Origin of the sequence: Pseudonocardia nematodicida (assembly GCF_040105385.1) — a bacterium.
In the GTDB taxonomy this organism is placed as follows: domain Bacteria; phylum Actinomycetota; class Actinomycetes; order Mycobacteriales; family Pseudonocardiaceae; genus Pseudonocardia; species Pseudonocardia nematodicida.
Window position 1 is genome coordinate 135,665 of record NZ_JBEDNQ010000003.1, and the last position, 25,940, is coordinate 161,604.

Sequence of the window (25,940 nt, forward strand, 5' to 3'; positions counted from 1 at the left end):
GTCCCGTGCTCCCGGGATCACCCCGGTAGAGTGGTCCCTCGGCTGCCGACTCCCACCGGTCGCGCGGCTCGCCCCACCGTGGGCGCGGCCCGGCCCGCCTCGAGGTCATCCGGTGGTGCGGTCGCAGGCGATCTGCGTCGGATACAGGAGGAGCACCCTATGGGCTCGGTCATCAAGAAGCGCCGCAAGCGGATGTCGAAGAAGAAGCACCGCAAGCTGCTGCGCAAGACCCGGGTGCAGCGCCGCAAGCTCGGCAAGTGACTCGCGCACCGGCCGCGCGTCCGCTCCGGCGGCGCGCGGCCGGTGTCGTTCGTAGGGACGTCGCCGTCCATGCGGACACCACCGTTCACGTGGACGCTGCCGTTCACGAGAGGGTCACGCACTTCACGTGATTGTGTCAGTGCGCTGCGTGACCAGCGCCGATACAGTCGTCGCCGTCGCCACCCATTTCCGTGTGGTGCTCTCCTGTAACTCCGCAGGCCTGCCTTGTGAGGTCCCATGCCGCAGTCGACCCCGAACGTCGTGCTGGTCACCGGCGTGAGCGGATTCCTCGGCGGCCACCTCGCGGCCCGGCTGGCGGCCGACCCGGGCATCGACCGGGTGCTCGGCGTCGACACCGTCCCGCCACCCCGGGACCTGCTCAAACGGATGGGCCGCGCCGAGTTCGTGCGTGCCGACATCCGCAACCCGCTGATCGCCAAGGTCATCTCCTCGGCCCAGGTCGACACCGTCGTGCACGCGTCGTTGTCGGCCAGCCCCGCCACGTCCGGCGGGCGGGCGACGATGAAGGAGATGAACGTCATCGGCACGATGCAGCTCCTCGCGGCGTGCCAGAAGGCGCCGTCGGTGCGGCGTGTGGTGCTGAAGTCGACCACCGCGGTCTACGGGGCCAGCCCGCGCGACCCGGCGGTGTTCGACGAGGCGACCGGGCCCAAAGACCTGCCCTCCGGCGGCTACGCCAAGGACGCGGCCGAGATCGAGGGCTACCTGCGCGGGTTCAGCCGGCGCCGCCCGGACGTCACGACGACGGTGCTGCGGTTCGCCAACTTCATCGGCCCCCGCATCGACACCGTGCTGACCCGCTACTTCGCCCTGCCGGTCGTGCCGACCGTGCTCGGGTACGACGCCCGGATGCAGCTGCTGCACGAGGAGGACGGCCTGGCCGTCCTGGAGCGCGCGACGACCCACGAGCTGCCCGGCGTGTTCAACGTCGCCGCGCACGGCGTGCTGATGCTCTCCCAGGCCATCCGCCGGGCGGGCAAGATCGCGCTCCCGGTGCCGAGCAGCGCGGTGAGCCCGGTCAGCCGGGTGCTGCGCGGCGCCCGGGTGGTGGACTTCTCCCCGGAGCAGATGCGGTTCCTCAACTTCGGCCGCGTCGTCGACCTCCGCAGGCTGATCGACGACTTCGGGTTCCAGCCACGGTGGACGACCACCCAGGCGTTCGACGACTTCGTGCGCGGCAAGGCGCTGAGCCCGGTGCTCGGTGCGGAGCGGATCGCGGCGGTCGAGCGCGGAGTGCTCGGTCTCGCCCGGTCCCTGCGGTGACGTCATGAGGGCACACTCGGACGAAGAGACCCGCGACGAGCGGGGCGGCGAGACGAAGGGCGAGGGCATGGCCGAGGCGCGGGTGATCCCGATCCGGGGAAACCGGGGACCTGCCCGCCCCGCGCGGGGTGAGGACTCCGGGACACCACGCCCGACGGCGGTCCCGGCCGGAGCCGCGGAACCGGACCTCCCCGAGGACGGCCCGGCCTGGGAGGCCACCCTGGAGCAGGTGCTGGACTTCCTGCGTCGCCGGCTCGCCGGGGACTACCCCGTCGACGAGTTCGGGTTCGACCCCGAGCTGACCGAGGCGATGGTGCTGCCCGCCCTGCGTCCGCTCTACCGGAACTGGTTCCGGGTGGAGACGATCGGCACCCACCACATCCCGGAGACCGGTGGCGCGCTGCTGGTGGCCAACCACTCCGGCACGCTGCCGCTGGACGCGGCGATGACCACCGTCGCGGTGCACGACGACCACCCGGCCCACCGGCACCTGCGCCTGCTCGGCGCGGACCTGATGTTCCAGCTGCCGGTGTCCGGCTCGCTGGCCCGCAAGGCCGGCGCCACCCTGGCCTGCAACCCGGACGCCGAGCGGCTCATGACCTCCGGCGAGATCGTCGCGGTCTACCCGGAGGGGTTCAAGGGCATCGGCAAGCCGTTCCGGGACCGCTACAAGCTGCAGCGTTTCGGCCGGGGCGGGTTCGTCTCGGCGGCGTTGCGGACCGGCGTGCCGATCATCCCGTGCTCGATCGTGGGGGCCGAGGAGATCTACCCCAAGATCGGGGACATCCCGGCGCTCGCCCGGCTGTTCGGCGCCCCCTACTTCCCGATCACGCCGACGTTCCCGCTGCTCGGACCGGCCGGGCTGGTCCCGCTGCCGTCCAAGTGGTACATCGAGTTCGGCGAGCCGATCCACACCGACAAGCACACCGCGGCCGACGCCGAGGACCCGATGCTGGTGTTCAACCTGACCGACCAGGTGCGGGAGACGATCCAGCACACGCTCTACCGGCTGCTCTCGCAGCGCCGGAACGTGTTCCTGGGCTGAGAGCGACCGGGCGCCGCCCCGGTCGTGACGGCGACGACCGCGGCGGCCCCGAGCCAGACCACCACCCCGACGACGGCGAGCGCGTGCAGCCCCCGCACGAACTCCGCGGGCGGGGCGGTCGCCGGGGCCACCGCACCGGACACGGCCACGCCCAGCGCGGTCCCCGCCTGACGGGCGGTGTTGACGACCCCGCTCGCCAGGCCGGACCGGTCGGGCGGTGCGGCCGAGACTGCCGCGGTGACGACGGGTGCGGTGAACAGCCCGGCGCCGACCCCCAGCCCGACCAGGACCGGCAGCAGCACCGGGTACCCGCTGCCCGGTCCGAGCAGCGCGAACCCGGCCGCCCCGGCCATGGCGACCAGCGCCCCGGTGACCAGGGGGGCGCGGGGCCCGGACCGGGCGGTCCACCGGCCCGCGACCGGGGAGAGCAGCGCCAGCGGCAGGAACAGCGGCAGGAGCGCGAGCCCGGCCTCGAGCGGGGAGTACCGCCGGACGTCCTGCAGGTAGAGGGTGACGACGAACAGCGACCCGTTGAGCACCAGGTTCATCGACCCGGCGGCGACGTTCGGCCCGGCGAAGGCGGGCCGGCGCAGCAGGTCGAGGGGCACGACCGGGGCGTCCGCGCGGTGCTCGCGCAGCAGGAACGCCGCGCCGCCCGCGAGCGCCAGGGCGATGGCCGCCCACGAGACGGCCCGCAGGCCGTGGTGCCCGGCGTCGATCACGGCGAACACCGTCGACGCCAGGGTGAGTGCGGCGAGCACGGTGCCCGGGAGATCACCGCGACGGCCCACGGCGCGGGATCCGGGCCGGACGAGCAGGGGCACCGCGACCAGCGCGAGCACGACGACCGGGACGTCGACCAGGAAGACCCAGCGCCACCCGGCGGAGTCGACCAGCAGGCCGCCGAGCAGTGGGCCGGCCGGCAGCGCCAGCGAGGACACGCCGGCCCAGATCCCCAGTGCCCGGGCCCGCGGCGGGCCCTCGGGAAAGGCGTCGGTGATCACCGCGAGGGTGCCCGGCAGCAGCAGGGCCGCGCCGAGCCCCTGCGCGGCCCGGGCCCCGATCAGCACCCCGGCCGAGGGGGCGAGCCCGCACGCCGCCGACGCGGCGCCGAACACCGCGAGCCCGGCGAGCACGACCCGCCGGTGCCCGGCCCGGTCGCCGAGCGTGCCGCCGGCCAGCAGCAGTCCCGCGATCGACACCGCGTAGGCGTCGACCACCCACTGGACGGCCGCGGCGCCGGCTCCGAGACCGGTCCCGATCGACGGCAGCGCGACGTTGACGACGGTGACGTCGAGCAGGACCAGGAACATGCCGGCGCACACGACGCCAGCACCGTGCCCGGCCGCGACCGAGGTTGCATGCCGACATGGTCCGGCGCGGACGTTTCGGTGCATGCCGAAACGTCGCGGGAGCACACTCGCGGTCATGACGCCACCCGTCGCCGCCGGCAGCGGCGAGCGCGACCTCGCCGCCGTCGCCCGGATGTTCGCCGACCCCGGCCGGGCCCGGATCCTCGCGGCGCTGGCCGACGGGCGGTCGCTGGCCGCGTCGGTGCTCGCGGCGGAGGCCGGGGTGTCGCCGTCGTCGGCCAGCGAGCACCTCGCGCAGCTGTGCGATGCGGGCCTGCTGACCGTCGAACGGTCCGGGCGGCACCGCTACCACCGCCTGGCCGACCGGCAGGTGGCCGTCGCGATCGAGGCGCTGCTCGCGATCGCCCCGCAGCGCCCGGTCCGCTCGCTGCGCGAGCACCAGCGCGCGGCGGCGCTGCGGACCGCCCGGACCTGCTACGACCACCTCGCCGGACGGCTCGGCGTCGCCGTCACCGCGGCGCTGGTCGAGCGCGGGGCGCTCGAACCGGTGGACGGGGTGCCCGACACCCGGCGACGGCCGCACGACCCGATCTCGGCCCCGCTGCCGACCCACCCGTACCGGCTCGGGCCGGACGCCGCGGCCGTCCTGAACGGACTGGGCGTCGACCTCGCGGCTCTGCGGGACGCGCCGTCGCGGCGGCCGCTGCTGCGGTTCTGCCTGGACTGGAGCGAGCAGCGCCACCACCTCGGTGGACGCCTGGGGGCCGCGCTGCTGAGCGCCGCCACCGAGCGGGGATGGGTGCTGCCCACCCGCCGTCGCCGGGTGGTGGAGCTCACCGCCGAGGGCAGCCGGGCGCTCGGCGTGGAGATCTGATCTAGCGCTTGCGGTAGGCCATCCCGGCCGCCACGGCCCCGGCCACCGCACCCGCGCCCAGCACCGACGGCACCCCGATCCGGGCGGCCTTGCGGCCGGTGCGGAAGTCGCGGATCTGCCAGCTGCGGGCCTTCGCGACGTCGCGCAGCTCCGAGTCCGGGTTCACCGCCACCGCGGTGCCGACCGCGGACAGCATCGGCACGTCGTTGACCGAGTCCGAGTAGGCGGTGCAGCGGCGCAGGTCGAGGCCCTCCGAGGCGGCCAGCGCGCGCACCGCGTGCGCCTTCGCCGGTCCGTGCAGGATCTCGCCGACCAGCCGGCCGGTGTAGAGGCCGTCGACGCTCTCCGCGACGGTGCCCAGCGCGCCGGTCAGCCCCAGGCGGCGGGCGATGATCCGGGCCAGCTCGACCGGCGTCGCGGTGACCAGCCAGACCCGCTGGCCGGCGTCGAGATGCATCTGGGCGAGCGCCCGGGTGCCGGCCCAGATCCGGTCGGCCATCAGCTCGTCGTAGATCTCCTCGCCGAGCGAGACGACCTCCTCCACCGGGCGGCCCGCGACGAACGACAGCGCGGTGTCGCGGTGCCCGGCGATGCCGCCCTTGTCCTCGCGCCCACCGACCCGGAACTTCACCTGCTGCCAGGCGAAACCCATCATGTCGGAGGTCGTGAAGAACTTCCGGGCGGCCAGACCGCGGGCGAAGTGGAAGATCGACGCGCCGACCATCATGGTGTTGTCGACGTCGAAGAACGCGGCCGCCGTCAGGTCCGGCGCGGTCGTGTCGGGGAGGTCGGGTTGCCCGGCCTCGGCGGCGATCGCGGCCGCGGCCGACGCCTGACCGGCCCGTTGCGCCGGGTCCAGCGCGGTCGCGCGCGCGAGCACCGCGGGATCCTCGGCCAACCCGGTCTCGCCCTCGGAGCCGGTCGCGTCGACGCGAACCTCGTCGGGAGCGGACCCGGGATCACTCACCACGCTGGCCTTCCTACCTACGACGGCGACATGTCTCCGCGGCCGGGTGGCCGGCGCGGCGCCGCCCCAGACTACTGGCGCAACAGCCGTGCGGGCCCTCCACCGACGCGGGCGTCGCCGGAGGGCCCGCACGGAGGCGGAGCGATACCTCAGCCGATGGTGACCGGGCCGACACCCGGCAGCAGCGGCGGGATGGTGACGGGCGGGAGCAGGCCGCCGTCGTCCGAGGACGATCCCGACTCCGGCTTCGACGACGAGCTGCTCGGCGAGCTGCTGGTCGTCGGGGAGTCGCCGAGCAGCGGCAGGCCGCCGCGGCCCTCGGAGCTCTCGGTGCTCGTCGGGCTCTCCGAGGTCGAGGACTCCGGCGAGGCGCTCTCCGAGGTCGGCGTGCCGGACGGCGAGGTCGTGCCCTCGGGGGTGACCGTCGCGGACTGCCGCGAGGCCTCCGGCGGCGGGGTGCCCGTCTCGACGGTGCGGCACTCGCCCGGCAGCGGCCCCAGGTCGTCGACCGAACCGCCGCCCTCGGCGCCGCACCCGGCGCTGGCCCGGAGCGCCTCGGCCCGGTCGAGCACCCGGTCGAGCAGCGCCATGGCCTCGGCGGTCTCCGGCCGGCTCTCGGCCGGGAGCTCGTCGTGCAGCTGGGAGATGCGCCCGGACTGGGCGGCCGCCCAGGTCCGCAGCTCGGCGAGCCGCGCGGCGTCGGCGCCACCGGTGTCGGTGCCGGCCAGCATCAGCCGGCTGCCGGTGCTGGTCGCCCGGTCGAAGTCCTGCATCGCCGCGGCGACCGAGGCCGGGGTCGGCGTGGTCGGGCGCGCCATCAGGTTCTCGAGCTCGTCCACCCGGGACCGGGCGAGGTCGAGCTGGCGGGCGGCCTCGGCCTGCTCGCCGTAGGTGAAGACCCCGCCGACGCTCTCGCTCGCCCGCTTCACGCCGTACATGGCGTCACCGGGCAGCGCGTCGCGGCTGATGGTGGACGTGACCCCGGCGATCACCGCGAGCGCGGCGAACCCGCCGACGATCACGCCGAAGCGCTTCCGGACGCTGGGCCGGCGGCGGTCCAGCGGTCGCGGTCCGGTGGGCCGGGCCTCGCCGTCACGGCCGGGGCCGGAGGCGGCCTCCCGGGTCGGGGCGGCGGCACCGGCGACCTGCTCCGGGTGGTCCGGGTGGTCGGTCGGCAGCACGTGCCGGCCGCGCCGGGACCGCCCCGAGCGGGCGCCCGGATCGTCGGAGGAGGGGGTGCGCTCGCCGGCGGTGCGCCGGGTCGCGGACGCGGCCTCGTGGTCGAGATCGTCGGCGATCGGCGGGCCGATCGGCGCGGTGAGGTCGGCCCGGTCGAGCTGCGGACGCGGGCGGCCGCCGAAGGGCGACCCCGTTCCCGGCCCGTCGGTGCGTCCGACGCCCTCCTGCGCGAGCACGTCGAACAACCGCTGCCGCATCCGTGCGGACGCGTGCGGGTCCGGCGAGAGGTCGCGACGCGAGCGGTCCAGCGCGGCGGAGAGCGCGATCTCGTGCGCCAGCTCCTCCGACGCGGGTGCACCCGCGGGGGCCCGACCGAGGTCGTCGCCCCGGTAGCCGTCGTCCCATGCCCTGGGCATGCCGTCCGTCCTCACTGCAGTCTCGCGCTGCTCGTCGGCGCGTACCTGGCGCGCTCGTCTGCACAACGACCGGCAGGCCGGGGAGTTACGGCCGCTCCACCGTTCACCGCATCGAGTCGCGCGCTCACCGCAGTGGTCCACCGTGCCGCTCCAGGTGCGGCGGCCGTGGCCGCGAGCCCGCTCATCGCAGGCCGTCCGGGAGCAGCTGCGCCAGCCGGCGCACGGCCCGGTGCTGCAGTGCCTTGACCGCGCCCTCGTTGCGGTCCATCAGCTCGGCCGTCTCGGCGACCGACAGCCCGCGCAGGAACCGGTACTGGATGCACTCGCGCTGGTCGGCGTTGAGCTTGGCGATCGAGGCGAGCAGCTCGTCGTTGGTCGCCATGTCGAGGACCTGCTGCTCCGGCCCGCCGGGGCTGGGCGGCGAGTGGTCGGCGATCTCCGACGTCGTCTGCTCCAGGCGGTACCGGCTCGACTTCACGTAGTCGAAGATCAGGTTCCGGGCGATGGTCACGAACCAGGCCCCGATGTCGCGGCCCTGGTAGCTGACCGAGCTGATCCGCCGCAGCGCGCGGACGAAGGTCTCCTGGGTGATGTCCTCGGCGAACGCGCGGTCGCCCATCCGGAACAGCACGTACCGGAAGACGACGTCGTGGTAGCGCTCGTAGAGCTCGCCGAACGCTGCGGCGTCGCCGGCCTGGCAGGCCTCGACGAGCGCCCACGAGCTGTTCGCGTCCTCGACCGCGGCGGCGGCCTCGTCGGCCGGGTCACGGTCCGGGCGCGGGAGCCCCTGCGAGATCTGCGGTGCCTGTCGCGGCATCGGCATCTCCTGCTCGGACGGGCCGGGACCACCGGTTCGGGTGGTTCCGCCGCGCGGGGTGTGGGGAGCGGGTCGGGCGGGGTATGCGGGGGGAGCGTCGACGAGGGGAGCGGACGCGATCGGCCCCGTCGGTGTCGGGGCTGAGGTCGCTGAGGTCACGGACACCTCCCCGTCCGGCCGAGGGCGGACGGCGTCGGGTCTGTCCGGTCCGGGTTCGGGGGCCCGGTCGGGACGGACGGCTGGATCAACGGTCTCGGATCGGGGCGGTCGGGGGAACCGCTGCGGTCGCATCGGTCGGGTCATGGATCCCGTGGGGTGGGTAGCCGGGTCGGGCACCGTGCGCGGCCGGTGGCGTGTGGGGGCACGCCGCGGTCGGCACTGCCGGCACGGTGCGGCAGGCGCCGCGGTGCACCGGCGACGAGCTTCATGCCACTCCCTCGGGTGAGTCTCGCGACGAACTTGATGTTCGCGCGTTGGACCTCGTGTAGCGGCGGAGCATAAACGGTGATCCCGTGTCGAAGGGCACGCGCCGCCTCTCGTCGCGCCCTCGGTCCGTCGAGCGGCTCGTTACGCGCGGTCAGTGAACCGTGAGCGAAGCGTGTCCGTGTCGACACGCACAGTGTGCAACGACGAGCGGTGCCGTCGGCCGGCGTCCTCTTTGCCAGACTGTGGACCATCACGTCCGGCGCCGTGTCGAGGCCGTGTCGAGGAGGAGACGATCGTGCCGATTCCCCACCCCGGACCCGCCGCGCTCGATACCGGCGCGTCGATTCTCCACCTCGCCGACCTGATCTCCCGCAACGCCGCCGAACGGCCGGGGCACGACGCCGTCCGGGACCTGGCCGGCGAGGCCCCGCTGACGCTGAGCTGGTCGGCCTTCGACGCCGCGGTGAGCGCCGAGGCCGCGCGGCTGCGGGCGGCCGGGGTGCGGCCCGGGGACCGGGTCGCGGTCGGCCTGCCGGACGGGGCGGCCTACTGCGTGGCGCTGTTCGGCGCCCTGCGGGCCGACGCCGTCGGCGTGCCGTTCGCCGCCGGGTCTGTCGCCCGCGAGCTGGACAGCGTGTTCGGCCAGGCCGGGCCGGCCGTGGTCGTCGCGGGTCCGGACGACGAGGCGGCCGCCGGGACCGCGCGGGAGTGCGGTGCGCGGCTGCTCGGCCCGCCGGAGGTCTCCGCGCCGGTCCCGGACGCAGCCCCCACCGCTGTCCCCACCGACCCGAAGCGCATCGCGCTGATCGTCTTCACCTCGGGGACCACCGGCCGCCCGCGCGGGGTGCAGCTGTCGCACCGGGCGCTGCTGGCCAACCGGGAACAGGCCGCGGCGTTGCGCCCGGCGCCGGTGAACGCCGTCGACCGGGTGCTCCTGGCGCTGCCGCTGCACCACGTCTACGGCCTGGCGGCCGGGCTGCTGCAGGTGTGCTGGGCCGCGAGCACCGTGGTGCTGCCCGGCCGTTTCGACCCCGAGCGGATGCTCTCGGTGATCGTCGACGAGCGGGTCAGCGTGGTCTCGGGCGTGCCGTCGATGTTCCACATGCTGCTCGCGCACCTGGGCGGCCCGGAGGGCGACGCCGGCCGGCTGCGGACCGCCCTGGCAGGCGTGCGGCTGTGCACCTCCGGCGGGGCCCCGCTGCCCGCCGCCTGGCTGGCCGAGTTCCGCGCGGCCGCCGGGCTCGACCTGCACGAGGGCTACGGCCTGTCCGAGGGCGGTCCGGTGATCACCTCCAACGCCCTGGGCCGCCCGCCCAAGCCCGGCTCGGTCGGCCGGCCGCTGCCGGGCGTCGAGCTGCGGCTGGTCGACGCCGCGGGCCGCCCGCTCGCCGAGGCCCGGCCCGAGCCGGACGACGAGGACGAGGTGGACCTCGACGACGGCTCCGAGCCGACCGACGACACCGGCCTGATCGCGCTGCGCGGGCCGAACCTGTTCTCCGGGTACTGGCCGGACGGCTCCGGCGGCCCGGACGACGACGGCTGGTACACCACCGCCGACGTCGGCTACCTGGACGCGGACGGGGACCTGCACCTGGTCGACCGCTCGTCGGACCTGGTGATCGTGAACGGGTTCAACGTGTACCCGCGCGAGGTCGAGCAGGTGATCGCCGAGCTGGACGAGGTCGCCGAGGTGGCCGTCGTCGGGGTGCCCGACGACCGCACCGGCGCCGCGGTGAAGGCCGTCGTGGTGCGCGCGCCGGGCTCCGAGCTGACCGGCGAGCAGGTCGAGGAGCACTGCGCGGCCCGGCTCGCCCGGTTCAAGCGACCGGCGGTCGTGCACTTCGCCGACGAGCTGCCCCGCACCCCGACCGGCAAGATCGCCCGACGGACGCTGGCGAGGATGTGACCGTGCGCGTACAGCTGCTGACCCGGACCGGGTGCCATCTCTGCTCCGACGCGGCCGAGGTGGTGGCCCGGGTGTGCGCGGAGACCGGGACCGGGTGGGAGCCGGTGGACGTCGACGCCGACCCCGAGCTGCGCGCCGAGTACGGCGACCAGGTGCCGGTGGTGCTGCTCGACGGCGCGGAGCACGACTCCTTCCGGGTCGACGAGGCGCGGCTGCGGGCGGACCTGACATCGGGATGAGCCGGCGCCGTGCGGTGCTCGCCGCGCTGGCCGCGACCGCGCTCGGCGCCGGGGCCGGGCAGCTCGCCGGGCTGGCACTGGATCCGGGGACCGGGCCGGTGGACGTCGTCGCCGAGCGGGTCGTCGCACTCACCCCGCCCGCGGTCGCCGAGCTCGCGACGGTCGGGGCCGGGCTGGGCAGCCGGACGACCGTCGTCGCCGGGGTGCTGGTGGTGCTCGCCCTGGTCGCCGCGCTCGCCGGGGCGGTGTCCGGACGCTCCGAGCGCCCCGGCATGTGGCTGCTCGCCGGGACCGGGGTCCTGGCCGTGCTCGGCGCGCTCACCGCCCCCGGTGCGGGACAGCTGGACCCGTTGCCCTCGGCCGTCGCCCTTCTCGTCGCCGTGACGATGTTCCGTCGGCTGCACCGGCTGGCCCGCCGGATCCCGGCGCCGACCGCGCAGGGCACGCTCCCGGACGGGCGCCCGATGCGGGAGTCGCTGACCCGCCGCCGGTTCCTGCGCAGCTCCGCGCTGGCCGGGGCCGGTGGGATCGTGGCGGGAACCGGTGCGGCGTGGGGCGCGCCGCGGCTGCCGTCCGGCCGGATCGGCGAGGCCCGTACCGCGCTCACCGCGCGGCTCGACGCTCTGGCCGGGGAGGGCCGGATCGCCCGTGCCGCCACGGTCCCGGCCGGGGCGGGCTTCCCGGGCGGCACCGCCTTCACCACCCCGGTCGCGGACTTCTACCGGATCGACACCGCGCTGCGGCTGCCCGCCGTGGACCCGGACGGCTGGCGGCTGCGGGTGCACGGGATGGTCGAGCGCGAGCTCGAGCTGACCCTCGACGACGTGCTGAGGCGCCCGCTCGTCGAGCGCTGGGTGACGCTGGCCTGCGTGTCGAACGAGGTCGGCGGGGACCTGGTGTCGACCACCCGGTTCACCGGAATCGAGCTGGCCCCGCTGCTCGCCGCCGCCGGCCCGGACCCCGCGGCCGACCAGGTGCTGTCCACCTCGGCCGACGGCTGGACCGCGGGCAGCCCGTCGCAGATCGTGCTCGACCCGGCCCGGGGCGCGCTGCTCGCGGTCGGCATGGACGGCGCCGCCCTGCCGGTCGAGCACGGGTTCCCGGCGCGGCTCGTCGTCCCCGGGCTCTACGGCTACGTCTCGGCCACCAAGTGGGTCACCGGCATCGAGCTCACGACGTTCGCGCAGCGGCAGGACTACTGGCGGGTGCGTGGCTGGGCCCCGCCCGGGCCGATGGAGACCGCGAGCCGGATCGACGCGCCCGGGCCCTACGCGCGCGTCCCGGCCGGCCCGGTCACCGTCACGGGGACCGCGTTCGCGGTGCCGCGGGGGATCTCCCGGGTCGAGGTCGGGGTGGACGGGGACGACGGGAACGTGGTCTGGACCGACGCCGAGCTCGCCCCGGTCCCGGCCGGCGGGGTGACGTGGCGGATGTGGCGGTGCGTGCTGGACCTGCCGCCCGGCGGGTACACCCTGTGGTGCCGCGCCACCGACGGCGACGGCGCCGTGCAGACCGGGCAGGTGCGCTCCCCGCTGCCGGGCGCGGCCACCGGATGGGACTCCCGGTCCGTCACCGTCGTCGGATGACGTCCCGAGAGAGGTGTGTCACGCGGCCGGTGGGCCGACCGTGTCCTGACGTGGCCTTCGTCGCACGGTGAGCGGTTCGTGCGCGTCGATCACCGGTAGCTCCTGGTCAGTGCCCGCGCCCAGCACGTCGAGGACCAAGATCGCAACTTTGTGCGGGCCTTCACAAGCGGCTACCGTGGCTTCTCGTCGCCGGGCCCGGTGGCACTGCGTCTCCGGGCCCTCCCGCGCACGACGCGTCGACCGTCCGGTGTACTCACCGCCGGTCCGCGCGCGGGCCATCCGGCGACCGCGCCGAGTGCGCGGACAGCACGCCCCGACCGGAGCACAGTTTCGATGAGCGACCGCCCGCGGACAACCCCCCGCGAGCCGGCCGAGCGCCGGAACGGCACCGCGTCCCCACGTTCCGTGGCCGATGCCGGAGGAGGAAGGCCCGTGAGCCTGCCCCCCGGCACCCCCGCCACGGGGCCCGGCGACGCGTCGGCCGTCGCCGCGCCGCCGGCCGACGGGGAGCGTCCCTCCCGTCCGGTACCCGAGGCGACCGTGTCCCGCCTCGCCGTCTACCTGCGGGTGCTCGGCGAGCTGCGCGAGCAGGGCGTGGAGACGGTCTCCTCCGAGGAACTGGCCGGGGCGTCCGGGGTGAACTCGGCGAAGCTGCGCAAGGACCTGTCCTACCTGGGTTCCTACGGCGTCCGCGGCGTCGGCTACGACGTCTCCTCGCTGCAGGAGCGGCTGCAGGCCGAGCTCGGGCTGGACCACCGGCAGTCGGTGGCACTGGTCGGCGTCGGCAACCTCGGTCACGCGCTGGCCGGGTACGCCGGGTTCGCGGGCCGCGGGTTCCCGGTGAGCGCACTGTTCGACGTCGACCCCGCACTGGTCGGCACCGAGATCGACGGCATCGTCGTCCGGCACGTCGGCGAGATCCCCGAGGTCTGCGCCGCGCACGACGTGACCATCGGCATGATCGCGACGCCTGGCCCCGCCGCGCAGGGCGTGTGCGACCTGCTGGTGCGCGGCGGCGTGCAGTCCATCCTCAACTTCGCTCCGGTGCTGCTGCAGGTGCCGGACGACGTCGAGGTCCGCAAGGTCGACCTCTCGGTCGAGCTGCAGGTCCTCGCGTTCCACGTGGCGCGCCGGCACACCGCTGCCGGCGTCGCCCTCCCCGGTGAGACCAACGGATCGGTGGTGTCCTGAGCGATGAGCGTCCTCGTGGTGGGCCTGTCGCACCGCAGCGCGCCGGTCGAGGTGCTGGAGCGCCTCGCCGTCGCGCCTGGTGACGTGCCCAAGCTGCTCGAGGAGATGCTCGACCGCGCGCACGTCGAGGAGGCCGTGATCCTCTCGACGTGCAACCGGATCGAGGTCTGCGCGGTCGTGGACGCGTTCCACGGCGGCCTGGGTGACGTCACCGACGTCCTCGGGACCTACGCCGGCTTCCCGATCGGGGAGCTGTCCGACCACCTCTTCGTGCACTACGCCGGCTCGGCCGTGCAGCACCTGTTCTCGCTGGCCGCGGGCCTCGACTCGATGGTCGTCGGCGAGTCGCAGATCCTGGGCCAGCTGCGTTCCGCCTACGCGACGGCCGACGGGGCCGGCGCGGTCGGCAAGGTGCTGCACGAGCTGGTGCAGCAGGCGCTGCGGGTCGGCAAGCGGGTGCACGCCGGCACCGGGATCGACGAGGCCGGTGCCTCGGTGGTCTCCGAGGCGCTGCGCGACGCCGACCGCGAGCTGACCGGCGCCGGACTGGACGGCGCCCGCGCGGTCGTCGTCGGGGCCGGGGCGATGGGCGCGCTGGCCGCCGCCCACCTGCGCCGGGCCGGCGCGTCCGAGATCGTGGTGCTGAACCGCTCGTCCGAGCGGGGGGAGCGGCTGGCCGAGAAGGTCCGTGAGCAGGGCACCCCGGCCCGGGCCGCCGGTATGGAGGCGCTGGCCGACGAGCTGCGCGACGCCGACCTGCTGCTGGCCTGCACCGGCGCGATCGGGCACGTGGTCGAGTCCGGGCCGGTCGCCGAGGCGACCGCCGCGGGCTCCCGCACCCGTCCGCTGGTGGTCTGCGACCTGGGCCTGCCCCGCGACGTCGACCCGGCCGTGGCCGATCTGCCCGGCGTCCGGGTCATCGACCTGATCAGCCTGCAGCGCCGGCTGCTCGACGCGGCCGACGGCGGGGCCGTCGCCGCCGCCGAGCGGATGGTCGCCGAGGAGGCCCAGCAGTACCTGGCCGGGCAGCGTTCGGCCGAGGTGACCCCGACGGTGACCGCGCTGCGCCGGCGCGCCTCCGAGGTCGTCGACGCCGAGCTGCTGCGGCTCGACTCGCGGCTGCCCGAGATCGACGAGCGGGTCCGCGACGAGCTCTCGCGCACCGTCCGCCGGGTCGTCGACAAGCTCCTCCACACGCCGACGGTGCAGGTCAAGCGCCTGGCCGAGGGTCCGGACGGGGACAGCTACGCCGCCGCGCTGCGCACCCTGTTCGAGCTCGACCCGCAGGCCGCCGCCGCGGTCGCCGCGCCGGTCCGGGGATCCGACGCCACCGTCGACGGCACCGACGTCGGTGCCGCGCTGCGCTGGTCCGGCCCGGACGCCCCCGGCCCGGCGATCGGGTCCCGTCCGCCGGAGCAGACCTCGTGAGCGGGCCGGCCGTTCCGGCGACGCCCGGGGTTCCGGCGACGCTGCGGATCGGGACGCGCCCGTCGACGCTGGCCGTAGCGCAGTCGACCACGATCGCCGACCGGCTCACCGCCGCCGGCCACCCGTGCGAGCTCGTCACCATCTCGACCAGTGGCGACCGCTCGATGGCGCCGGTGACCACGCTCGGGGTCGGGGTGTTCGTGTCGGCGCTGCGGGACGCGCTGACCGCCGGCGAGATCGACGTCGCGGTGCACTCGTTCAAGGACCTGCCCACCGCCCAGCCCGGCGGCCTGCGGATCGCCGCGGTCCCCGGCCGGGAGGACGCCCGGGACGCGCTCGTCACGAACGGGCGCGTGCTCGGCGAGCTCGGCCGCGGCGCGCGGGTGGGGACCGGCTCACCGCGCCGGGCCGCCCAGCTCTACGCCCTCGGGCAGGGGCTCGAGGTGGTGCCGATCCGCGGCAACGTCGACACCCGGATCGGGAAGGTCCGCTCCGGCGAGCTGGACGCGGTGGTCGTCGCCGCGGCCGGGCTGCGCCGGCTGGGCCGCGTCGACGAGGCGGCCGAGCTGATCGACCCGCTGCAGATGCTGCCGGCCCCCGCCCAGGGCGCGCTGGCGATCGAGTGCCGCGGGACGGACACGGACCTGGCCGCGACGCTGCAGGCCGTGCTCGACGACCCGGGAGTGCGTGCCGCCGTCGCCGCCGAGCGCGCCGTCCTGGCCACCCTGGAAGCCGGCTGCACCGCCCCGGTCGGTGCACTGGCCGACGTCGTGTCCGACCTGGACGACGACGGACGCGCGGTGGACCGGCTCTCCCTGCGCGCCGCGCTGGGAGTCGGGGAGATCACGGGAGGCGACGTGCTGCGCGCCTCCGTCACCGGAGAGATGGACGCCGCCGAGAAGCTCGGAGCCGCGCTCGCGCACGAGCTGCTCGACCTTGGTGCCGAGGACCTGCCCCCCGCAGGTCTCGGCTCCGTGAACCGCTGGATCGGGAGTACGGAATGACAGGACCTGCCAACACCACGGGGCGGATCGCCTTCGTCGGGAGCGGACCGGGGGACCCGGCGCTGCTCACCGTGCGCGCCCGGGACGTGCTCGCCGGCTCGCCGCTGGTGATCACCGACCCGGACGTGCCGGAGTCGATCCTCGCCCTCGCCGCCGACGGTGCGGAGGTACGCCCGGCCGTCGGGCAGCCCGCCGACATCGCGAGCGACCTGCTCGGCGAGGCCGGCCAGGGCCGCTCGGTGGCCCGGCTGGTCTCCGGCGACCCGCTGACCAACGACGCGGTCGTCGCCGAGGCGATGTCGGTCTCGGCCTCCGGCGTCCCGTTCGACGTCGTCCCGGGCGTCCCGGCCTCCACCGCGGTCCCGGCCTACGCCGGTGTCGCGCTCGGGTCGGCGCACGTCGAGGCCGACGTCCGGGCCGGTGTGGACTGGGCGGCGCTGGCCGCCAGCCCGGGCCCGGTCGTGCTGCACGCCACCGGCGCGCTGCTCGCCGACGTCGCCGCCGGGCTCGCCGCACAGGGCGTGCCGGCCGAGACCCCGGTCGCGATCACCTCCGGCGGCACCACCTCCACCCAGAAGACGATCTCCTCCTCGATCGGGTCGATCGCCGCCGACGGCGGTGACCTCGAGGGCGCGCTCGTGCTGACCGTGGGCGAGGCCGCGGGCCGCCGGGGCGAGCTGTCCTGGTGGGAGTCCCGGGCCCTCTACGGCTGGCGGGTGCTGGTCCCGCGGACCAAGGACCAGGCCGGCGTGATGAGCGAGCGGCTGCGGATGCACGGCGCGATCCCGGAGGAGGTGCCGACGATCGCCGTCGAGCCGCCCCGGTCGCCCGCGCAGATGGAGCGCTCGGTCAAGGGCCTGGTCGACGGCCGTTACCAGTGGGTCGTGTTCACCTCGACCAACGCCGTCAAGGCGGTCTGGGAGAAGTTCGCCGAGTTCGGCCTGGACGCCCGGGCGTTCTCCGGCGTCAAGATCGCCTGCGTGGGCCGGGCGACCGCGGAGAAGGTCCGCGAGTTCGGCATCGAGCCGGAGCTGGTCCCGGACGTCGACGAGGCCCAGACCTCCACGTCCGAGGGCCTGCTGGAGATCTTCCCGCCGTACGACGACGTCCTCGACCCGGTCGACCGGGTGCTGCTGCCGCGCGCCGACATCGCCACCGAGACCCTCGCCGCCGGGCTGCAGGAGCGCGGCTGGGAGATCGACGACGTGACCGCCTACCGGACCGTGCGTGCGGCCCCGCCGCCCGCGCCGATCCGCGAGGCGATCAAGACCGGCGGGTTCGACGCGGTCTGCTTCACCTCGTCGTCGACGGTCCGGAACCTGGTCGGCATCGCCGGCAAGCCGCACGCCCGCACGCTCGTCGCGTGCATCGGCCCGGCCACCGCCGAGACCGCCCGCGAGTTCGGCCTGCGGGTGGACGTGCAGCCGGAGGAGTCCCGCGTGCCGACCCTGGTCGACGCGCTGGCCAGCCACACCGCGAAGCTGCGCGCCGAGGGCAACCTGCCGCCGCCGAAGAAGGTCAAGGCCCGCCGCCGCTGAGCGTGTCGGCCGGCGGCCCACCCCGTTCCCCCACTCATGACGCTGTGGTTCGGCTATACCGAGCCACAGCGTCATGAGTCGTTCCGGGGCAGGGCAAGCCTCATCGCCGCCTCGCGCGTCGTCGGCCGGACGAACCCGGGGAGCGTCAGCCGGGTGGGGGTCGGCGGGAACCGAACCTCCGACGCACATCTCGCCGCGCCCGCGATCGAGCACGGTGCGGCGCCCTGCTCCCGGGACGACGACGTCCGCCGGTTCCCGGGTCTCCGCTGGTCCGACCCGCTGGGGTCGTAGCCTGGGCGCATGGGTTTCCCGGAGCAGCGTCCCCGCCGTCTGCGGACCACGCCCGCGATGCGGCGGCTGGTCTCCGAGACCGAGGTCCGTCCGCGGCAGCTGGTGCTGCCGATGTTCGTCCGCGAGGGCGCGACCGCGCCGGTGCCGATCGGCTCGATGCCCGGTGTCGTCCAGCACACCCGGGACACGCTGCGCAAGGCGGTCGCCGAGGCCGCCGCCGCGGGCGTCGGCGGGGTGATGCTGTTCGGCGTCCCGGAACACCACGACGCGACCGGCTCGGGCGCCGTCGACCCGGACGGGATCCTCAACGCGGCGCTGCGCGACGTCCGCGCCGAGGTCGGTGACGACCTGGTCGTCATGTCCGACCTGTGCCTCGACGAGTTCACCGACCACGGCCACTGCGGCGTGCTCGACGCCGACGGCACCGTGGACAACGACGCCACGCTCGAGGTCTACGCCCGGATGGGTGTCGAGCAGGCCCGCGCGGGAGCACACCTGGTCGGACCCAGCGGGATGATGGACGGCCAGGTCGGCGTCATCCGGGACGCGCTCGACGAGGCCGGGTTCACCGACACCGGGATCCTCGCCTACAGCGTGAAGTACGCCTCGGCGTTCTACGGCCCGTTCCGCGAGGCGGTGAACTCCCAGCTGCGCGGGGACCGCAGGACCTACCAGCAGGACGGCGGCAACGCCCGCGAGGCGCTGCGCGAGCTCGCCCTGGACCTCGACGAGGGCGCGGACCTGGTGATGGTCAAGCCCGCCGGGGCCTACCTGGACGTCCTGGCCCGGGTCGCCGAGGTCGCCGACGTGCCGGTCGCGGCGTACCAGATCTCCGGTGAGTACGCGATGGTCGAGGCCGCCGTGGAGAAGGGCTGGCTGGAGCGGGAGCGCACGGTGCTGGAGACGCTCACGTCGATCCGCCGGGCGGGCGCCGACGTGATCCTCACCTACTGGGCCACCGAGGCCGCGGCCTGGCTGGACTGAGGGAGCGGCCGGTCGGGCGGCGAGGCAGCGGCACCGAGCCGCACCGTCCGCGCGGGATCCCCGCCGAGATACGGCTGAGCGGGAATTGTCGATCTCTGCGGCCCGCTGACGCGTATCTCGGCGGTGAAGCGGGTCAGTCGCCCCACCACGGCGCGCCGCGATCGGTACCGCCGAACGTGGCAAACCGGACACGGGCCGGGCTACCGTGGGGGAGTGAGCAGCGAGTCGGGCCACCACGGCCCGCAGTACTACCGGCCCGGCCCGTCGAGCGGGCACTACCCGCAGTACCCGCAGAACCCCTACCCGACGGGCGGCGGCCCCACGCCGGGCGCCGGTCGGCCGGCGGGCTTCGGACCCGACCCGCAGCAGCAGGTGGGGCAGTGGCAGCAGGGCTGGGCGCCGCCGGCGGGCGGCGCGCCGGCCGGGCTGGGGCAGACCGGCACCGCACCGGTGCCGCGCCCGCGGCAGGTCGTCACGTCGCTGATCCTGCTGCTGACCTCGACGGTGCCGTTCGTCTTCATGGGCATCCAGGCGATGTTCATGACGATCAACCAGGCCCTGCTCAACGACGCCGGCATCCCGCGGTCCCAGCTGGCGCAGGTCGAGGCGGCCGGGATCACGATGGACCAGCTCACCCAGCTGTTCCGCGTGATGGGTGGTGTCTTCGTGGTGCTCGCCCTGGTCTACGCCGTCGTCGCCGTGGTCGCGTTCCGCGGCCGTCCCGCCGCACGCCTGGTGCTCGCGATCCTGACCGCCGTCTACGGGCTGCCGTTGCTGCTGCTGATGGCCGCCTCGCCGCTGGCGCTGTTCGCCGTCGCGGTCCTCGCCCTCGCCGGGGTCGGGGTCTGGCTGCTGTACTCCCAGCCCGCCCGGGAGTGGTACGCCGCCCGCAAGGTCGCCGGCCGCGTGTGACCCGGGCGCCGAGGGCGGGCGGCCGACCGGCACGCGGGCTGCGAGACTGATGACGTGACGGTGAGCAGTGGGAGCACGGTGAACAACCCGGAACCGAAGGAGTCGGCCCGCCTCTTCGAGCGGGCGGCCGAACTGACCCCCGGCGGGGTGAACTCGCCGGTCCGGGCGTTCAACTCGGTCGGCGGCACCCCGCGCTTCATGGTCTCCGCGCAGGGCTACCGGCTCACCGACGCCGACGGCGCGACCTATGTCGACCTGGTGTCGTCCTGGGGGCCGATGATCCTCGGGCACGCGCACCCGGCCGTCGTCGAGGCGGTGCGGTCCGCGGCGTCGCAGGGGCTGTCGTTCGGCACCCCGACCCCCGGCGAGATCGACCTCGCCGCGGAGATCGTCGACCGCACCCCGGTCGAGCAGGTCCGCCTGGTCAACTCGGGCACCGAGGCCACGATGAGCGCGATCCGGCTCGCGCGCGGCATCACCGGGCGCACGGTGATCGTCAAGTTCTCCGGCTGCTACCACGGTCACGTCGACGCGCTGCTGGCCGACGCCGGCTCCGGCATCGCCACCCTGGGCCTGCCGACCAGCCCGGGCGTCACCGGCGCGCAGGCCGCGGACACCGTGGTGCTGCCCTACAACGACCTCGACGCCGTGCGGCGGGTGTTCGCCGAGCGCGGCTCCGAGATCGCCTGCGTGATCACCGAGGCGGCCGCGGGCAACATCGGTGTCGTCCCGCCGGTCGAGGGCTTCAACGCCGGGCTGCGCGAGCTGTGCCACGCCCACGGTGCGCTGCTGGTCGTCGACGAGGTGATGACCGGCTTCCGCGCCTCGAAGCAGGGCTGGTTCGGCTGCGACGGCGTCGCGGGCGACCTCTACACCTTCGGCAAGGTCATGTCCGGCGGGCTGCCGGCCGCCGCGTTCGGTGGCTCGGTCGAGCACATGTCGTTCCTGGCCCCGGCCGGGCCGGTCTACCAGGCGGGCACGCTGTCCGGGAACCCGGTGGCCGTCGCCGCGGGCCTCACGACGCTGCGCAACGCCGACGACTCCGCGTACGCGACCCTGCAGGCCAACGCCGACCGGCTCGGTGCGCTGATCACCGCCGCGCTGGCGTCCGAGGGCGTGCCGCACACCGTGCAGTACGCGGGCACGATGCTCTCGCCGTTCTTCTCCGACGCCCCGGTCACCGACTACGCGACCGCGAAGGCCGCCGAGACCTGGCGCTACCCGGCGTTCTTCCACGCGATGCTCGACCACGGGGTCTACCCGCCGCCGTCGGCGTTCGAGGGGTGGTTCGTCTCCACCGCGCTCGACGACGACGCGTTCGCCGCGATCGAGACCGCGCTCGCCGCCGCCGCCAAGGCCGCGGCCGCCGCCACCCGGCCGGACGGGGCCTGAGCGTGGGGGACCGCACCAGCCCCGCACCCGGCGGCCCCGTCACCGTGGTGCACCTGCTGCGCCACGGCGAGGTGCACAACCCGGAGAAGATCCTCTACGGCCGGCTCGACGGCTACCGGCTCTCCGACCACGGTCAGGCGCAGGCCAAGACCGTCGCCGCCCACCTCGGCGACGCGGACGTGGCCGCCGTCGTCGCCTCCCCGCTGCTGCGGGCCCAGCAGACCGCGGCGCCGATCGCGGACGCGCACGGCGTGGACATCGGCACCGACGACGGTCTGATCGAGTCGGGCAACCTGTTCGAGGGCGAGCGGTTCGGCGTCGGCGACGGCGCGCTGAAGCACCCGCACGTGTGGCGGCTGCTGCGTGACCCGCTCACCCCGTCCTGGGGCGAGCCGTACCTGAGGATCGCGCACCGGATGCTCGGCGCGGTGCACGCGGCCCGGCTGCTGGCTCCCGGGCGCGAGGTGGTCTGCGTGTCGCACCAGCTGCCGATCTGGACGCTGCGCCGCTACCTGCTCGGGCAGCGGCTCTGGCACGACCCGCGTCGTCGCCAGTGCGCGCTCGCCTCGCTGACCAGCGTCGAGTTCACCGGCGCGGCGATGACCGGGCTGCGCTACGCCGAGCCGGCCGGGTCCAGCGGCGCGATGGTGACCGGCGCATGAGGCGTCTGGTGGCCCTGCTGCTGGGGGCGCTCCTGCTGCTGGCCGGCTGCGGCGTCGGGACGGACGCGGGCGGTGGTGGCGGGCCCGGTCAGGAGTTCCAGTTCGTCGCCCCCGGCGGCCAGACCCGGATCACCTACGACCCGCCGGAGAGCCGCGGCGCGATCACCGACCTGCGTGGCGAGAGCCTGCTCCGCCCGGGCACCGAGGTCGGCATCGGCGACTTCGCCGGCAAGGTCCGGATCCTCAACATCTGGGGCTCGTGGTGCGGACCGTGCCGGACCGAGGCACCGGAGCTGCAGGCCGTGCAGGACGCGGCCGGGGACGACGCCGTGGTGCTGGGCATCGACGTCCGCGACGACCGGCAGGCGGCGCTGGACTTCGTCACCGACCGCGGGCTGACCTACGACTCGATCTACGACTTCCCGGGCCGCACGCTGGCCCGGCTCGGCGGCTACCCGCGCAACGTCGTGCCGTCGACGATCGTGCTGGACCGCGAGCAGCGGGTCGCGGCGGTGTTCCTGGTCCCGGTCGGGAGCTCGGACCTGCTGCCGCTGGTCTCGAAGCTGGCCGCGGAACCGGAGACCGCCCCGGCCGGGTAGCCGGCCCGTCGCACTACACGTTGTAGAACCCGGCGCGCGACCTCGCCCGACGCCCCTCTACCCTGGGGATCGATGGACGCGACGACGACCCTCGCGATATCGGGACCGCTGCTGCTCGCAGCGCTCGTCTCGGTGCTCGCCGGGCTGGTCAGCTTCGCGTCGCCGTGCGTGGTCCCGCTGGTTCCCGGCTACCTCGCCTACCTGGCCGGGCTGGTCGGGGCGCAGTCCCCGCCGGTGACCCCGGCCGAGGCGCAGGAGCGGGCGGCCGCCCGGCGGACGGGCTCCGTCCCGGCGCCCCGCGAGGCCGGGGCCGGCGGCGCCGCGGACGGCACGGTCGTCGCCGAGCGGCTCCCGGACGCCCGCTGGCGGGTCGCCGGCGCCGCGCTGCTGTTCGTCGCCGGGTTCACCGTGGTCTTCGGCGCCATCATGGTCGGCGTCGTCTGGCTGTCCGACGCGCTGATCGCGAACGAGCAGGTCCTGCAGCGGATCGGCGGCGTCGTGATGATCGTGATGGGGCTGGCGTTCGCCGGGCTCATCCCGGCGCTGCAGCGCGAGTACCGCGCGCACTGGACGCCGCGGGCCGGGCTGGCCGGCGCGCCGCTGCTCGGCGCGGTGTTCGGGCTCGGCTGGGTGCCGTGCATCGGCCCGACGCTGGCCGGCGTCGTCGCCGTCGCGGCCGGGACCGGCGGCGGCTCGTTCCGCGGCGTCGTCCTGATCCTCGCCTACTGCGCCGGGCTCGGGATCCCGTTCGTGCTCATCGCGCTCGGTGCCACCCGCGCGGTCGCCGCGCTGGGCCGGCTGCGCCGGCACACCCGGACGATCCAGATCGCCGGCGGGATGCTGCTGGTCGCCGTCGGTGCCCTGCTCGTGTCCGGGCTGTGGGCGCGGTGGCTGGTCACCCTGCAGGTCTCGATCGCCGGGTTCACCCCGCCGATCTGATGACGACCGCCGATCCGATGACGACCGCCGATCTGATGACGAACGCAGCCTGATGACGACCTCAGCGCCCCCCGCTCCGCCGGACACCCCGTCCGGCGGCTCCCGGCCCGGCCCCGTGCGCACCGTGCTGGCCTTCCTGCGCAACACCTGGCGCGGCCTGACCAGCATGCGCACCGCGCTCGTCCTGCTCTTCCTGCTGGCGCTGGCCGCGATGCCCGGCGCCCTGCTCCCGCAGCGCTCGCTCAACGAGTTCCTGGTCGACGACTTCTACGCCGACCACCCGACCGCGGCCCCGATCGTCGAGGCGCTCGGCGGGTTCGAGGTGTTCGCCAGCCCGTGGTTCGCCGCGATCTACCTGCTGCTGATGATCTCCCTGGTCGGGTGCGTGCTGCCCCGCTCGCTGGAGTACTGGCACAGCATGCGGGCCGCCCCGGTCGCGACGCCGCGGAACCTGTCCCGGCTGCCGCACCACGCGGCCGGCGGCTCCACCGACGATCCGGACGCCGTGCTCGCCCGGGTCCGTGGCGCGCTGCGCGGCTGGCGGCGGGTCGAGCGCACCGAGCCCGGCGGGGCGACGACGGTCTCGGCCGAGCGCGGCTACCTGCGCGAGACCGGCAACCTGGTCTTCCACCTCAGCCTGATCGGGATCCTGCTCGGTCTGGCCGGCGGCAAGATGTACGGCTACGAGGGCGACGTCATCGTCCGCGCCGACGGCACCGAGTTCTGCAACAGCTCGATCCTGGGCTACGACACCTTCCGGGCCGGCCTGCGGGTGGACGGCACCGACCTGCACGACTTCTGCGTGCGCGTCGACCGGTTCGACGGCTCGTGGCTGCCCAACGGCCAGCCCGCGACGTTCGGCGCGCAGATCGGCTACCAGTCCGGCGAGGACCTCGCCGCGGGCGAGGAGACCTGGCGCCCGGACGAGATCGAGGTCAACCACCCGCTGCGCACCGACGGCGACCGCGTCTACCTCACCGGCTACGGCTACGCCCCGGAGTTCACCGTCACCTGGCCGGACGGGCAGAGCCGCACCGGCGACATCCAGTGGCGGCCGGTGGACCAGGACGGCACCCAGCTGTCCGAGGGCGCGACGAAGTTCGAGCGCCCCGGCGTCACCGACCCCGAGGCGCGGCGCACCTCCCAGCTCGCGGTGACCGGGACCTTCGCCCCGACCGGGGCGGTCGACCCGGAGGGCAACCTCGTCTCCACCCACCCCGACCTGCGCTCCCCGGTGGCCGACGTCGTCGTCATGCGCGGCGACCTGGGCATCGACGACGGCCGCGGCCAGTCGATCTTCACCGTGGACCAGCAGAAGATCGACGACGGCGAGCTGCGCGCGGCCGCCGAGTCCCGGCTCGGCATCGGCGACACCGTGACCCTCGACGACGGCACGGTCGTCCGGTTCGACGGCGTGACGCCCTGGGTCAACCTGCAGGTGGGCCACGACCCCGGCCAGGTCTGGGTGCTGGCCTTCTCGATCATCATGGTGGCCGGGCTCGCCCTGTCGCTGACCATCACGCGTCGCCGGTTCTGGGTGCGTGTCACCCCGGCCGACGGCGACGGCCCGAGCGGCACCTCCGGCGGCAGCCGCGTCGAGCTCGGCGGCCTGGCCCGGACGGACCGGGCCGGCTACGGGGAGGAGTTCGACCGGCTCACCGAGCTGCTCGCGCCCCGCCCGACGGACAAGAAGGACGGTTGACATGCTCGTCGATCCGATCACCTCGATGTGGAGCGACCGGCTGTTCCAGGCGACGCTCGTCGTCCTGCTGCTGGCGATGGTCTTCACCTCGCTGGAGTACGCCTCGCGGCGGGTCTCGAAGGCGGCCCGCAAGGAGCCGGCCGCGGTCGGTGCCGCCGCTGGGGACGGAGCCACGGCGGAGACCGTCGAGGCGGACGGCGACGCCCGCCCGGCCCGGACCCGGGCGGACCGCTACGGCCGGGTCGGCGTGTCCCTCATGCTCCTGGCGCTGCTGCTGCACGCCGGGTCGATCGTGCTCCGCGGGATGGCGACCTACCGCTGGCCGCTGGGCAACATGTACGAGTTCACCTCGGCGCTGTGCCTGATGGCGGTCGGCGCGTGGCTGGTGCTCGTCTACCGGCACCCGGTCCTGCGCCCGGCCGGGGTGTTCGTGCTGACGCCGATCGTGCTGCTGATGTTCGTCACCGGCACCGTGCTCTACGCCGAGGCCGCGCCCGTCGTCCCGGCGCTGCAGTCCTACTGGATCATCATCCACGTGACGACGATCACCATCGGCTCCGGCATGCTGCTGGTCCCGGGTGTCGCGAGCCTGCTGTTCCTGATGAAGCGCAACGAGCGCCCGGCCGCGCTGGCGGCGAAGCTGCCCGGTGCCGAGGCGCTGGACCGGCTGGCCTACCGGGTCACCGTGCTGGCCTTCCCGCTCTACACCTTCGGGATCATCACCGGCGCGGTGTGGGCCGAGGCCGCCTGGGGCCGGTTCTGGGGCTGGGACCCCAAGGAGACGGTCGCGTTCGTCGCCTGGGTGCTCTATGCGGCCTACCTGCACGCGCGGGCCACGGCCGGGTGGCGGACCTCGCGCGCGGCGTGGATCAACACGGCCGGCTTCGCCACGATCGTGTTCAACCTGTTCTTCATCAACATGGTGGTCGCGGGCCTGCACTCCTACGCGGGGGTGTGAGGCACCTCGACCACCGGGAGTCGCCCG

At 74.9% G+C, this 25,940-nt stretch carries 23 protein-coding genes; 19 read left to right on the top strand and 4 right to left on the bottom strand.

All coding sequences use genetic code 11. The features are described from left to right. The first annotated feature begins 159 nt into the window (after positions 1-159). From WIS52_RS07970 to WIS52_RS07980, 3 genes are all read left to right on the top strand, one after another. Positions 160-261: a 30S ribosomal protein bS22 gene (locus WIS52_RS07970; protein ID WP_010241351.1), complete on the top strand. Its 102-nt coding sequence runs from the start codon at positions 160-162 to the stop codon at positions 259-261. Positions 262-498: 237 nt separating this feature from the next. Beyond that, entirely contained in the window at positions 499-1,545 is a 1,047-nt protein-coding gene (locus tag WIS52_RS07975; protein ID WP_349297494.1) for an NAD-dependent epimerase/dehydratase family protein, read from the top strand. 67 nt (positions 1,546-1,612) lie between these two features. Beyond that, positions 1,613-2,590, top strand: a complete 978-nt coding sequence (locus WIS52_RS07980) for a lysophospholipid acyltransferase family protein (protein ID WP_349297935.1) — start codon at positions 1,613-1,615, stop codon at positions 2,588-2,590. Here the strand turns inward: WIS52_RS07980 and WIS52_RS07985 are convergent. After that, positions 2,548-3,915, bottom strand: coding sequence for an MFS transporter (locus WIS52_RS07985; protein WP_349297495.1), 1,368 nt, complete (start codon positions 3,913-3,915; stop codon positions 2,548-2,550). The genes WIS52_RS07980 and WIS52_RS07985 overlap by 43 nt on opposite strands. A gap of 103 nt (positions 3,916-4,018) precedes the next feature. Between WIS52_RS07985 and WIS52_RS07990 the strand changes: the two genes are divergently transcribed. Beyond that, a complete protein-coding gene (locus tag WIS52_RS07990) occupies positions 4,019-4,777 on the top strand; it encodes an ArsR/SmtB family transcription factor (protein WP_349297496.1) in 759 nt (252 codons plus the stop codon). A gap of 1 nt (position 4,778) precedes the next feature. Here WIS52_RS07990 and WIS52_RS07995 read toward each other — a convergent pair whose 3' ends face one another. From WIS52_RS07995 to WIS52_RS08005, 3 genes are all read right to left on the bottom strand, one after another. Beyond that, entirely contained in the window at positions 4,779-5,657 is an 879-nt protein-coding gene (locus WIS52_RS07995; protein WP_349297936.1) for an HAD family hydrolase, read from the bottom strand. A gap of 236 nt (positions 5,658-5,893) precedes the next feature. Then, positions 5,894-7,339 (bottom strand): DUF5667 domain-containing protein, encoded by a 1,446-nt coding sequence (locus tag WIS52_RS08000; RefSeq protein WP_349297497.1) that lies wholly within the window; start codon positions 7,337-7,339, stop codon positions 5,894-5,896. 181 nt (positions 7,340-7,520) lie between these two features. Continuing rightward, the gene (locus tag WIS52_RS08005) at positions 7,521-8,162 is read right to left on the bottom strand and encodes a sigma-70 family RNA polymerase sigma factor (RefSeq protein ID WP_379611121.1); all 642 of its coding nucleotides are present in this window, start codon (positions 8,160-8,162) and stop codon (positions 7,521-7,523) included. Between the two features lie 715 nt (positions 8,163-8,877). Between WIS52_RS08005 and WIS52_RS08010 the strand changes: the two genes are divergently transcribed. The 15 genes from WIS52_RS08010 to ccsB all read left to right on the top strand — a co-directional run bounded on the left by WIS52_RS08010 (position 8,878) and on the right by ccsB (position 25,913). Beyond that, on the top strand, positions 8,878-10,488 hold the full coding sequence (locus WIS52_RS08010; RefSeq protein ID WP_349297499.1) for a class I adenylate-forming enzyme family protein: 1,611 nt from the start codon (positions 8,878-8,880) through the stop codon (positions 10,486-10,488). Then, positions 10,485-10,727, top strand: coding sequence for a glutaredoxin family protein (locus tag WIS52_RS08015; RefSeq protein ID WP_349297500.1), 243 nt, complete (start codon positions 10,485-10,487; stop codon positions 10,725-10,727). The genes WIS52_RS08010 and WIS52_RS08015 overlap by 4 nt, the downstream gene beginning before the upstream one ends. Next, positions 10,724-12,313, top strand: a complete 1,590-nt coding sequence (locus WIS52_RS08020) for a molybdopterin-dependent oxidoreductase (RefSeq protein ID WP_349297501.1) — start codon at positions 10,724-10,726, stop codon at positions 12,311-12,313. Before WIS52_RS08015 ends, WIS52_RS08020 begins: the two co-directional genes overlap by 4 nt. A gap of 432 nt (positions 12,314-12,745) precedes the next feature. Beyond that, a complete protein-coding gene (locus WIS52_RS08025) occupies positions 12,746-13,504 on the top strand; it encodes a redox-sensing transcriptional repressor Rex (protein WP_349297502.1) in 759 nt (252 codons plus the stop codon). Between the two features lie 3 nt (positions 13,505-13,507). Then, on the top strand, positions 13,508-14,932 hold the full coding sequence (locus tag WIS52_RS08030; RefSeq protein ID WP_349297503.1) for a glutamyl-tRNA reductase: 1,425 nt from the start codon (positions 13,508-13,510) through the stop codon (positions 14,930-14,932). Next, positions 14,929-15,936, top strand: a complete 1,008-nt coding sequence (gene hemC / locus WIS52_RS08035) for a hydroxymethylbilane synthase (protein ID WP_349297504.1) — start codon at positions 14,929-14,931, stop codon at positions 15,934-15,936. Before WIS52_RS08030 ends, hemC begins: the two co-directional genes overlap by 4 nt. Then, positions 15,933-17,474 (top strand): bifunctional uroporphyrinogen-III C-methyltransferase/uroporphyrinogen-III synthase, encoded by a 1,542-nt coding sequence (locus tag WIS52_RS08040; protein ID WP_349297505.1) that lies wholly within the window; start codon positions 15,933-15,935, stop codon positions 17,472-17,474. Before hemC ends, WIS52_RS08040 begins: the two co-directional genes overlap by 4 nt. Before the next feature lie 300 nt (positions 17,475-17,774). Next, the gene (hemB, locus tag WIS52_RS08045) at positions 17,775-18,749 is read left to right on the top strand and encodes a porphobilinogen synthase (RefSeq protein ID WP_349297506.1); all 975 of its coding nucleotides are present in this window, start codon (positions 17,775-17,777) and stop codon (positions 18,747-18,749) included. A 213-nt stretch (positions 18,750-18,962) separates the two neighbouring features. Further along, complete coding sequence (locus WIS52_RS08050) at positions 18,963-19,661, top strand: hypothetical protein (protein WP_349297507.1); 699 nt, start codon at positions 18,963-18,965, stop codon at positions 19,659-19,661. A 78-nt stretch (positions 19,662-19,739) separates the two neighbouring features. Further along, positions 19,740-21,053, top strand: coding sequence for a glutamate-1-semialdehyde 2,1-aminomutase (hemL, locus tag WIS52_RS08055; RefSeq protein WP_379611142.1), 1,314 nt, complete (start codon positions 19,740-19,742; stop codon positions 21,051-21,053). 2 nt (positions 21,054-21,055) lie between these two features. Further along, a complete protein-coding gene (locus WIS52_RS08060; protein WP_349297509.1) occupies positions 21,056-21,715 on the top strand; it encodes a histidine phosphatase family protein in 660 nt (219 codons plus the stop codon). Next, positions 21,712-22,314 (top strand): TlpA family protein disulfide reductase, encoded by a 603-nt coding sequence (locus WIS52_RS08065; RefSeq protein WP_349297510.1) that lies wholly within the window; start codon positions 21,712-21,714, stop codon positions 22,312-22,314. The genes WIS52_RS08060 and WIS52_RS08065 overlap by 4 nt, the downstream gene beginning before the upstream one ends. A gap of 72 nt (positions 22,315-22,386) precedes the next feature. Beyond that, a complete protein-coding gene (locus tag WIS52_RS08070; protein ID WP_349297511.1) occupies positions 22,387-23,253 on the top strand; it encodes a cytochrome c biogenesis CcdA family protein in 867 nt (288 codons plus the stop codon). A 52-nt stretch (positions 23,254-23,305) separates the two neighbouring features. Then, positions 23,306-24,955, top strand: coding sequence for a cytochrome c biogenesis protein ResB (gene resB / locus WIS52_RS08075; protein ID WP_349297512.1), 1,650 nt, complete (start codon positions 23,306-23,308; stop codon positions 24,953-24,955). A gap of 1 nt (position 24,956) precedes the next feature. Continuing rightward, a complete protein-coding gene (ccsB, locus tag WIS52_RS08080) occupies positions 24,957-25,913 on the top strand; it encodes a c-type cytochrome biogenesis protein CcsB (RefSeq protein ID WP_349297513.1) in 957 nt (318 codons plus the stop codon). The last annotated feature ends 27 nt before the right edge of the window (positions 25,914-25,940 follow it).